Origin of the sequence: Salinivibrio proteolyticus, from assembly GCF_001996165.1 — a bacterium.
GTDB classification, from domain to species: domain Bacteria; phylum Pseudomonadota; class Gammaproteobacteria; order Enterobacterales; family Vibrionaceae; genus Salinivibrio; species Salinivibrio proteolyticus.
In genome coordinates this window covers 1-9,534 of sequence record NZ_MUFP01000037.1, presented here as the reverse complement: position 1 = coordinate 9,534, position 9,534 = coordinate 1, and the positions used below count along the sequence as shown (strand labels likewise).

6 protein-coding genes are annotated in these 9,534 nt (G+C 47.2%); 2 read left to right on the top strand and 4 right to left on the bottom strand.

What is annotated here, in order from left to right; genetic code table 11:
* Positions 1–81: 81 nt before the first annotated feature.
* The 3 genes from BZJ19_RS16750 to BZJ19_RS16740 all read right to left on the bottom strand — a co-directional run bounded on the left by BZJ19_RS16750 (position 82) and on the right by BZJ19_RS16740 (position 5,598).
* Complete coding sequence (locus tag BZJ19_RS16750) at positions 82–1,917, bottom strand: M4 family metallopeptidase (RefSeq protein ID WP_077676462.1); 1,836 nt, start codon at positions 1,915–1,917, stop codon at positions 82–84.
* A 394-nt stretch (positions 1,918–2,311) separates the two neighbouring features.
* Complete coding sequence (locus BZJ19_RS17400) at positions 2,312–3,424, bottom strand: M23 family metallopeptidase (protein ID WP_276526541.1); 1,113 nt, start codon at positions 3,422–3,424, stop codon at positions 2,312–2,314.
* A gap of 170 nt (positions 3,425–3,594) precedes the next feature.
* Complete coding sequence (locus BZJ19_RS16740) at positions 3,595–5,598, bottom strand: recombinase (RefSeq protein WP_157891211.1); 2,004 nt, start codon at positions 5,596–5,598, stop codon at positions 3,595–3,597.
* A gap of 219 nt (positions 5,599–5,817) precedes the next feature.
* Here BZJ19_RS16740 and aqpZ point away from each other — a divergent pair, with 219 nt between their 5' ends.
* Complete coding sequence (gene aqpZ / locus BZJ19_RS16735; protein WP_077676460.1) at positions 5,818–6,510, top strand: aquaporin Z; 693 nt, start codon at positions 5,818–5,820, stop codon at positions 6,508–6,510.
* A 99-nt stretch (positions 6,511–6,609) separates the two neighbouring features.
* Here aqpZ and BZJ19_RS16730 read toward each other — a convergent pair whose 3' ends face one another.
* Positions 6,610–8,373 carry an LVIVD repeat-containing protein gene (locus tag BZJ19_RS16730; RefSeq protein ID WP_077676459.1) on the bottom strand — a complete coding sequence of 588 codons (1,764 nt, stop codon included), beginning with the start codon at positions 8,371–8,373 and terminating at the stop codon, positions 6,610–6,612.
* A gap of 591 nt (positions 8,374–8,964) precedes the next feature.
* Between BZJ19_RS16730 and BZJ19_RS16725 the strand changes: the two genes are divergently transcribed.
* On the top strand, positions 8,965–9,534 hold a 570-nt coding region (locus BZJ19_RS16725), incomplete at its 3' end, for a hypothetical protein (protein WP_077676458.1).

Here is a 9,534-nt window from a genome sequence, read left to right as displayed (position 1 = left end):
GTCTATAAAGTTAGCGTTTTTTAGGTAAATAGTGGACAAAAAAGCGCCGCTACGGAAAGCGGCGCTGAAGATGGTGAGTAATTAGTTGCGAACTAAGCTCACACCCGAGTAGTTAGAGTAGCCACGAACCATCACATGGTAGGTTTCACCAATTTGTGCGCTGACCGTACATGACTCGTCGTTTCCATAGTCATATGGACGACAATCCCAATCGCTTGTGGTGGGGGCGCTACCAGCTTTTACATATAAGTCGGCATCGCCTGTACCGCCACTCATGGTGACTTTTACCGAACGGTTGCTATCAACAGTGAAAGTGAATAGCTCAGAGGAGCCACGGCTACCACTTAAACCTGTTTTTGGCTCGTTAGGGAGTAACACCGAACCAGTGTTGTCATCAGAACAGGCAGAGGTGTTTACACCGACGGTATTAAAGGCTGCAACCACATCGGCTTCGTTGTAGTTGAGATCTTTTGCGGCCTTAACGACACCACAACCACCCTCATCAAAGGTACTATTGGCTGTCCAGTACAGTTGGTTTGCAACTGTAAAGACTTCAAAACCTTTGCGGACATCCCAATTTGGCTTGTTAGCAAGGAGGTAGAAGGCACGGTTGAAGACACCGCTTGAATAGTGCACGTTAATACCTGAGTAGTATTGATCTGCATGGTCAATAGATTTGCCATCGCGCGAAGGCTGTTCAAAGTAACGCAAACCACCTGAGCCTTTGAAGATATCCGCACCGACAATCCAGTCTACATCACCATGCATGTAGAACTCAGCAGCTTCACCGGCGATATCAGAGAACGCCTCGTTAATGCCACCCGACATATCACGATATACCAGTCCAGAGTTTTGCTCCGTGAAACCGTGACTGACTTCGTGGGCGCTAACGTTGATATCGACCAACGGATAAAACGTTGATTTACCATCACCGAACGTCATCGAGCTACCATTCCAGAAGGCATTTTCATAATCCTTGCTGTAATGGACTCGCATCGTCAACTGGAAGGTCAGTGGTGCCGTGTTCATCCAATCTTTGTACATATTGAAAACGACGTGACCAAAGTAATGCGCGTCATTCAGCGGGGAGTATGCGCCATTAGTGTATTTTGTATCGTTGTAGTTGGTGCCATCTGGACATGGGTACGTAAACGCGTTGGTGCCTGATGTGCCGTGGTTCAGGTTAACCGTTTTAACGTTATCGGTTTCCATGGTACACACATCGCCCACTTTATCGACGGGGAAGTCATCATAATCGGTGCCATACAGATATTGGCCCGTTTTTTCATTGCCACCAGGACCGGTACCACCGGCAGTTGCATGATTGATCCCATCCCACTGGCTAATGATTTCACCTGTTTCTGCATCAACCATGTAGAAAGGACGCTTAGGCTCCTCTGCGGCGACGAAGAAATCCACGATATACACGAGCTGTGCTTTTTGGTTTTCATCGAGTTGAACGACCAACTTGGTGTTCTCATTTTCAAAGGGAGCGGCGGTGAGAGTGGTCTGGCTTTGTGTGAAGTGTGCTTTCGCAGCACCTAAGGCATCTAGACTATCTAGTGCAGGTGCGACTGTCATAATGTCTTCGGTGAGGCCCTGTGCCATAGTGCCGTAAACATCGCTGCGTTTTCCTGCTTTTTCAGTGGCGACCACATTGGTATTCAGTACGGGAACGCCYTGATACGTCTGTTGGTAGCGCACTTTGATTTTGCCGTTAGGCAGCGTCACGCGTTTTACTTCTTTGAAACCTAGCGGATTGGCTGACGAGCCCATTGGGGCATACACACCGATTGGTTGGTCGAGAACCTGACTCAGTACGGCATCGTCGGTCACATTAATCAGCTCTGCACTGAGTGCGGGTGTGCTTGCAAAAACCCCTGTGGTTAATAACCAAGTTAACTTGGATAATCTCATTTTTATTGCCCTATTTTTTGTTGAAAGATTCCTTTCTCCCCAACGGCTTAATAGGAAGACGAGCGTGCTGCTCGTCCATCAAACGTGGCTTATAGATAACAATATTTACAAGGCTTTTTGTTTTTTGATTGTATAGATTTTGTTACAAAAGGGTGGGTTTTTATGATGTTTATGAGAGAGGGGTCTCGTTTTATGTTTCTGATTTTAATCGATATTATTATCTATTAACAATTAAGTGACAAAAAAATCGTACAGAATAAATGACTGTTTTGTTTTGAGAGGTTATCCGCAAGTTTTATGAATGTTATTGTTATGTAAAATAAAGATAAAGGCCACAAATTAAGTGACCTTTATGTCAGTATTAAAAGCAGAACGAACACAGCGATTCATGCCGTTACGGGTTGGTAATACGACGCCATAGACACACTTTATTCCCGGTTTGCGTTTGAGTAAGCCACGTATAACGACAGTCGTTATCGTAGCTATAGCGGCCCGTTTGTATACGATAACTGCCTAATACCGCATCCTGCATGGAGACGAAACGACCATTTTTGAGTAATGAGAAGTGCAAGTGAGGTCCGGTCGAGGAGCCTCCTTGGCACAATGCCACGGAACGCTGGCTGGCGTAGGTGCCGAGTTTGGTATTTTTGCCCACCCACTGATTGTTGCGCACTTGAATGCCGTCCATGTGATAGTAATTGGTTGCCCAGCCATTATCGTTAGTGACCCGCACTTGGCAGCGCGATAGTACGGTGACATAACCATCGTGGGCGGCAGTCACACTGTAAGTTGTGCCTCCCCATTGCGGCCAATCATAAGAGACATCAATAGAAGAAAGCGGAAAACCGGATCCTGAATGGGCATGTGGGCCATTTGGGATCCAGGCGTAGCCTTGTCGCCACGGCCATTGCATAAACCCTGCAGGTGGCGCAATCAAGCTGCGTGATGAGATGGCATGTTGCCCTAGGGGTTTTTGGTCACCAAACCATGCTTGGTAACGTGTCTGCCATGTCTGCCAGTCACTCGGAGAATGGAGAGTGCTGACAAGAGTCTGTGTGGCATGTCCCAGCGTGGCATTAGAGGTCTGCGTGTTGGGCTGATAAAGCAAAGCGGACAACGTGGATGCGGTTTGCTCGATGGCCTGTAGCAACTTCAGTTCGCTGATCCGATCGAGGGCGATATCCTGCTCTAACTCCGGCGCATTAGTGATGAGGGTGGTGATCAATATACGTGGATCAATCCCTGACGCTCCGCTCCAATGCATAATAGCTTCGCTCACCGGTTGCCAGTGTGGCAATTGCTCGGCGAGAAAATCATCAATGTTAAATGGGTGACGACGCGGTTGAAAGAGCAAATCGGTTTCGGTGACAAGCTGGTTTGGCACCCCAACGTCCTCTAAAACAGCAGCCGAACGCATGGGTGTATGGTTTACGATCAAAGTGTGTGCGTGCGCAGCGCTAGTGCTCACCATCAAGCAGGCGAGTACGAGACGAGATAAACGAAACATGACTAGCTCTCCTTTCATTTAATGAACGGTAATATTGGCATGATCTGTATGTTTATCTGGTCATTTGATCGTTGTTGCGAGTGTGTAGAAAGCTTGGGTGTAATTGTTTGCACGTAGCACATGAAGGCTGTGATGCAGGCCGATAAATAGCCTGCATCACAGCAAAATAACTAAGGTGTCCGCTTGTGGTTGGATGGGGCGTTTTTGGCCGCCTGTGCCGTGATTTGCGGCCAGAATAAACAAGCGGGATGTTGCTTAATCTGGGTAAATACAGCGGTCCGTACGGACTTGATATCAAGCTCACAATTGCGTGAGCGAAGCGCCACAAATAAGGCCAATCCGAAGCTCACCCACAGGTTGATAAATCCAATCATCAGCACAAAGAACAGGCTAGAAAGAAAGGCCAACACACCGTGAAAATCGCTCACATGCGCGTAACCAATGTTGGCAGAAGAGAAAGCGACATGGCGAATATCCAATGGAATATCGACTAAGTAACCCACATAACTGGTCATGCCGAGCAAAAAGCCAAAGATCAGGTTGCCACCCAAAGCGCCGTAATTATCGTGAATATAAAAGGCGACCTTCTCACGGCGTGACTCAGGCACAATGTGCATGAGTGGATGGGCGACAAGGCGATCTTTCAGTTCAATGTAGTCGGCGCGATTATCTAGAATGCCCGTAATGATCCCAGATAGAAACAGCCACACACCAGCAATCGCGGCGTAGAGCCATGCCATGCCACTGAAAGGCATAATAGACTGTTTTTGATAGTCAATTTGCTCGGGTGACAACAACGCATCGCTGAAAAAATGCATAAACGCCCAACTGACCAATACACTACAGCTAATGGCTGCGACAATATTGCCCCACACGGCGAACCACTGGGAGCGATTTACATCGATCAACAAGCGGGCGAGCTTTTTACTTCGGGTTCGCCCTTGCTTATTCTTCTCAACATGGGCAGCAAAATTCGCCGCTGTCATGGCCGGTTGCTTGGTCGCAATCGTAAAATGCAGCACATGCACCAGCATAAAGCCGACACCGTAATTTAAACTGACCAGAAAGGCGCTTTTAAACGGCGACAGTTGCAGCGTATCAATGTAGATCTTTACCCACGCAAGCAGGGCTATAATCACGCCCGCGCCGCACGCGCCCTTCAGAATATTGAGATAATCCTTTTTCGTTTTGGCAATATAATGCTCACCATGATTGCTTTTGTTTTGCGTCACGCTTTGCGAGAAGGTGCGTGTGCTTTTGCGGTAGATGGCACGCACGCTGTTGCGCTCCGTGACTGAAGTGAGCAATTGTTGCCACAAATTCAGGACACAGCGCGCTTTTTGATGGGGGTGACGAAAATCAAGGATTTGAAATAAGAGCACCATGCGGTTGAGGGTTTGATCTAAACGCTCAAGCATGTGTGATGCGTGTGTTGAGAAGCCAAACTGGCTGATCCCTCGGGTGCGGATCCGTTTTACTTGAAGCTGGCACTGTTCAATCATTACCCAGAAGTGCGCGGTATCCACCGAATCAATCTCGCCCTCTTTGATAGTCGCCACTAGTTGACTGGTTTCGCGCTGCAGGGCAATAAACGGCGAGTCCACTTCGTTTAAACGGCGATCGATCCGCAGTAGCTCAGGATCGAGCTCTTCCGCCGCAATCCAAATCGCTAACATTTCCAGCGAATAACAAAGCTCACTTTTAATGTATTCGCCGGTGGTGCGAATGGCTTCAGGGGATGCACTTTTCACCAGCAAGCGATAGAGCTTAAACCAGCATTTAGACGAAATCGCATTCACCCAAACCTTGTCTTCGCCACCAACGAAATAGCTTAATAAGTCGTTGATATCATTGCAGCGCTTGGGTGGCGGATTGATCTTATTGTAAAGACGGCGAAAGATTTCCGTCACCAATCCATTTTTAGAAAATATGCCCAATTGGACAAAAGCCGGAGACAGCTTAATGGTTTTGGCCTCATTGCAAATACTGTTCGCAAACAACGATGCCTGAGAGGGGGAATTGGCAAGGGCAAGGACAAGCTGCTCAAGACGCAATTCTGCGAGTTCGGGCTCACCTTCACGAAGATAAGTAAAAAATACATTAAGACGCTCTGTGTCTGTTTCACACAGAGAAAAACCGTCTATCACTTTAAAAGCCGGTGTTATTGCAGGCATAGATTTTCTTATCAGTCGATAATAAACGCGCGCGTAGTCTACAAGAGCGAGAAAGCAGGGGGAAGCAAAAGCGCTCATTGGCAGTATGGCACAATGCAATCACGTCCCTTATTTTTAGCCATCGCGACATAATGCTGTCTACTTATTGATACCTTAGACACAATGTGTGCCTATACTCATCACATTATTAGTCATGCGAGTCAAAAAAAGGAGACACGGATGAATAAGTATGGTGCAGAGTTTTTTGGAACATTTTGGTTAGTTTTGGGTGGGTGTGGTAGTGCAGTATTAGCAGCAGCCTTTCCAGAGGTGGGGATTGGATTACTCGGCGTATCGCTTGCCTTTGGTCTTACCGTATTAACGATGGCGTTTGCCATTGGACATATTTCCGGTTGTCACCTGAATCCAGCGGTGTCCATCGGCCTATGGGCGGGAGGGCGTTTTCCCGCCAATCAACTGCTCCCTTACATTATTGCCCAAGTTTTAGGGGGGTTAGCGGCTGGTGGCGTGTTGTACCTGATTGCCAGTGGACAAGCCGGATTCGATGTCTCGAATGGATTCGCCGCGAATGGTTATGGTGCGCATTCACCGGGCCAGTATAGCTTTACCTCGGCGCTGATCTCGGAAGTGGTGATGACCATGATGTTTTTGGTGGTGATCCTCGGTGCCACCGACCAACGCGCCCCTCAAGGTTTWGCACCGATTGCCATTGGGCTGTGTTTGACGTTGATCCACCTTATTAGTATTCCCGTGACTAACACCTCGGTGAACCCGGCCCGTAGTACAGGGGTAGCGCTTTACGTGGGCGATTGGGCCACTGCACAATTGTGGTTATTCTGGATTGCCCCCATCGCTGGCGCGATATTAGGCGCCTTCGTATACCGCTTTATCGGTAACGAAAAAGAATCATGAGTTTGGTCCGACGCTCGACGGCGGGCCAAACGTGGCCTTACGACTGAAAAGATGTCGCCGACGAACCGGCGACATCTTATTCCGTTATGTGACAAGCATTTATTGGGAATCACGCACACTGGCAGGACGAGGTGGCCAGGCTTGCTTAGGCGGTGCAAAGGATGGCTGGCCTAATACCGGCGAAGAGAGAACGTATATCCCATGATTAGTGAATAGCCAAAATAAGTTACGGTCATATTCCACATAGACACTGTGTGACAAATTCCCCATCGCATAACTGGCAACGTCATCTTCCTTGAACGGGGGCACGAAGTACGCCGCAATCGCAGGTTGTAGTGGGTCACGAACATCGAACACCTGCAGGCCAGCGTTATAAAAATTATAGGGAAGAATACCTTGGCGACCGATACCGGGCTGGGTGTAAGCACCAGTACGTTTTGGTCCGAAGCTGCCGCGACGTTGACAAAAATCCGTAAAAGCAGCCTCTTTTGGCGGAACTGGACGTGGTAAAACGCCGACTTTTTTCGGCTTTGCGGGATCCGACACATCAATAATATGCACGTCTTTATAGGGTTCAAAACACTCCTCATTAAGCGGATAACCGCTAAAGTAGACGAGGCCTGTTTGTTCGACTTGTGATACATCGATAAAGTCGCCCTCCGTCCCCGCGACACTGGGCTCAAACTCGAGGTGACTGACCACTTGCATCTGCGCTGGATTGGAAATATCCACCACATAGAAACCGAGCCCGCCCATCGCGGCATAGCCATATTTCCCGCCTTCTTCGACCGGTGTAGGAATGAATAGCGACATACGAGCGCCCATCCAAGAGGTACGATTCCCAGCGCGAGGGTTGTCGAGATATGCTTTTTGATGCGCGGGTTCATTAAGAATTTGTCCCGGCACTGCCAATTGATCCATAAATACTGGGTTGGCAGGATCAGACATATCCCACGATTGATAACCCGCAGAATATAAATCATTGCCATATTCGGTTAATGCATAACTGGCATCGGGGGCGGCCGCAACAATCATGGTCTTTCCCCCAAACCAAGTGGGAATATCGCGAACGCCCGACCCTTGTTGTTCACCTACCCTAGCGTCTGGGTGGTTAATATCGGTGCTTCGCTCTGCGATTAATGTCCATTGGTCAGGAAGTGGGCCATGCATGTCATACACCTTAAATCCTTTTAAATGCTTGGCATGACGGATTTGTGCGACTTTTTCCGGCTGGGTGAATTTATCTTTCAACAGCCCGAAGCGACGGATCTCAAAGGCCTGCACCATCACATAATTCTGTCGAGCCTCGCTCCACTGTATGCTGGCCGCGCCAAACATATCACCACTGGGGTAGGGGTTCACTTCTTCCCCTTGAGGCCCATTTGGCCCCCATTGCTTACCGCGGGTATATAGCAACTTCAGATCTTTTGGGTTTGTAATATCAAAGATCTTTAGATCGCGTCGCACATACTGATACAGATACCGCCTGCCATCAAAATCGACAATATTTTGCCAAGTGTGGAAGGGTTCAACCGTGATGGGGTAATAGGCCTCGACAGTCATATTGTTGCTATACGTTTTGTCATCCCAATAATCGAGTAAACCGTCAAAAGGCTTGGATGAGTAGGCATGGTAGGTCCGCTGAGGATGAATAAACTGACCCGTTTTTGGGTCCATGCCATAGCTAGTCGGGTCCGGATCGCCTGGCTTGTGGTTTCCTGTTAACGCAACAACCTTTTTAAGCCAAGGATCATGAATGGTATCTTGAGTGCCTTCAGCGCTTGTTGCCGATAGCGCGACGGTGGTGGATAAAAGTGCGAAAAGGGATCGCCATCCCTGCTTGTATATGGCGTGATGTCGCATAACAACGTCTCCGTGTTGTGTGGTGAAATAGACCAATACCCGCCATATATTAAATTGGTTTCATAAAAATACTGCGATAACCCCCTGATCCTATTATTTTTGTAGGCAAAGCCATTTCAGCCACGCCCCCGCACAAAACCTGCCATCGCTAACATTTTGGGCAATTAAGCACGAAAAAATCAGCATGGCTTTGATAAGCTAGCCTAACAATGCTGACGGAAAAGGTGTGTTAGGTACCGAAAACTGATCGGCGGTAGCGTGGGAAATACTAGATGGATAACCAGCTTATCGGTGGAAGCACGCCAATTGAGTGCACGTTTTGTCGGCACTCATTCACACTATCCCAGAACGCGAAAACAGAAAGTAAGCATAATCAATAAATTAGGCGAGTAGGCGCGGAGATAGTGTGAACGCGTCACCAGAGATAGGTTGCATGCACACTTTCTCGGAAAATAGATAAAACCAAAAAGCGATAAATGCTAATTATAACAGTGATTTAGGTAAGAAAAGCTGCGTATAACGATTTTGAGAAATCGAGCATGCGCACTAATACAATGTTAGGCTTAAGAATATTGTTCAAGGAAAATTAAAATGTTCAAACTAGATCACCTGATGGTTGAAGTAGATAATCCGCAACAAGCTGCAAATGATGTAGTGGAAATGCTTGGCTTACCACTAGCTTGGCCATTAATAGAGAAAGATGATTACACCAGCATTGGCGTTAATTTTGGTGATCTGAATATCGAATTTATTCGCTTCAATGTTCGTTTTGGTATAAGAGATACTAAATTCAGTGGATTTAGTGGAGCAGCTTTGGCGGTGCAAGGTTCAGTAGAGAAAACCAAAAGTATATTAGAAGAAAAAGGACTAAATTACCGTGTAGGTGAAGAAACAGAAGCTCATACAACAATAACAATCGAAGAAAACAGAACTTTTCCAACAGTATTTCTCGTTAAGTATAATTTTGACACAAGTGGTTGGAAAAATAGGCTTAGAGAAGAGTTTGAAAGTTGCCAAGGCGGAGTTCACAAAATTGACCGTTTAAAATCTCTTGAGTTTAATCAAAAAGGAGCTGAAATGGTTTTAAATGAGTTTAATATTAAAAGATCAGCTTTAAATAGGATAAAGTTTAAATCACGTTTGAACAAAACTATCGTAATA